This is a genomic window from Pontimicrobium sp. MEBiC01747 (genome assembly GCF_053601635.1).
Genome location: NZ_JBSHNS010000131.1, coordinates 1 through 1543, shown reverse-complemented (window position 1 = coordinate 1543; position 1543 = coordinate 1). Strand labels below are relative to the sequence as shown.

The 1543-nt window shown below is 34.8% G+C and carries 2 protein-coding genes; one reads left to right on the top strand and one right to left on the bottom strand.

Annotation, left to right across the window (positions count from 1 at the left end; all coding sequences use genetic code 11):
• A partial coding sequence (locus tag ACVC2P_RS03670; RefSeq protein ID WP_452597136.1) for an anti-sigma factor occupies positions 1 to 823 on the top strand: 823 nt, incomplete at its 5' end.
• 113 nt (positions 824 to 936) lie between these two features.
• Here the strand turns inward: ACVC2P_RS03670 and ACVC2P_RS03665 are convergent.
• Positions 937 to 1543: pyridoxal-dependent decarboxylase (locus ACVC2P_RS03665; protein ID WP_452597135.1), on the bottom strand; the 607-nt coding region annotated here is incomplete at its 5' end.

Genomic DNA, 1543 nt, shown 5'->3' with positions numbered 1-1543 from the left:
CAATAAAACAATGGATAGTAAAACATACATAGAATCTGGAATCTTAGAGCTTTATGTTGCTGGATCACTTTCTGAAGAAGAAAATGAAGCCGTTTACAAAATGATGCAGCAATATCCTGAAGTTACAGAAGAAGTTATAGCTATTGAAGCGGCTATAATAAAACTAACTGCTGGTGTAGCACCTAACACTTCTAGCACTGTTATTTATAATTCTGTAAAAGATAAATTAGAACTTTTAAATAGCGATACAAAAGACACTAAAGTAATACCAATGACGTCTAAAAAGACCAATTGGTTTGCTTACACTGGTTGGGCTGCCTCAATTATTTTAGGAGGAAGCTTACTTTGGATGGTTAACCAAAATAACACCCTAGAATCTCAAATACAAACAGCCGAAATTGATAAAGACTTCTTAGAAATACAAATAGAAAACAGTAAATCGGATTTAGCCGATACTAAAAAGTTACTAAATGTACTTAGAGATAAAGACGTTATCTCTGTACCTCTTGCAGGTCAAGCCGTATACCCTGAAGCCTATGCTAAAGCGTATTGGAATAAAAAAGACCAAACCGTTTATTTCGATTTACAGGGGTTACCAGAACCTCCCGAGGGTAAAGTATACCAAGTTTGGTCGTTAACTTTAAACCCTTTAACACCAACGAGTTTGGGTACTATAGATAATTTTAAAACGGATGATAATAAAATTTTCAATCTAGAAAACACTAACGAGTCTCAAGCCTTTGGTATTACCTTAGAGCCAGCTGGTGGTAGCGAAAGCCCTACTCTAGAGCAATTATATACTTTGGGTGCTATTGATTCTTAGAAACAATCTAATAGGTATAATATTAAAAAGACAGACTGTTTGGTCTGTCTTTTTTGTTATGCATTGACGTGATTATTATTGTTATTAAGCTTTGAGTATTATAGAATAGATAATTAAGCAAAGGCTTCTACTATTGAAATTTCTTGCTTGTAATCTGCCACAAAAGCATCTATTTGTTCTTTTTTAATGCCTGGCACACATATAATATGTGCTATATCCCCTTCACTTGCTAATTGATATTTTTTACAAAGCTTAGCAGATGGTTTTGGCAAAACTACAGTTAATGCATCGTTATTTCTCCAAGCCTTAACTCCTATTGCGTTTAGTTGTATCTCTGTATAGGCAGCAAGTCTTTGTGAGCTATGTACTCTTTTTTGTAGCCCTTCTATGCCATGTTTTTGTATAAACGACCATAAAAACAAGGGCGTGAGCCCATTTCTTGAACCTGTTATAGTTGTATCTAATGTGCCCACGTACGATACAGAATTTACAATACGGTTACGGTGTTTTCGTTGTGTAAGCACCACACCACATGGAATTGGTCCGCCAATAAACTTATGCCCAGAAATAGAAATACTATCTATATCTTCGGCAAAATCAAATTTAGGTTTTGGGTTAGCAAAGGGTGCCACCGTGCCCAAAAATGCTGCATCGCAATGAATATAATAATCTTTAATAGCGTATTTATTAATAATGCTTTTAACCTCATCAATATTATCT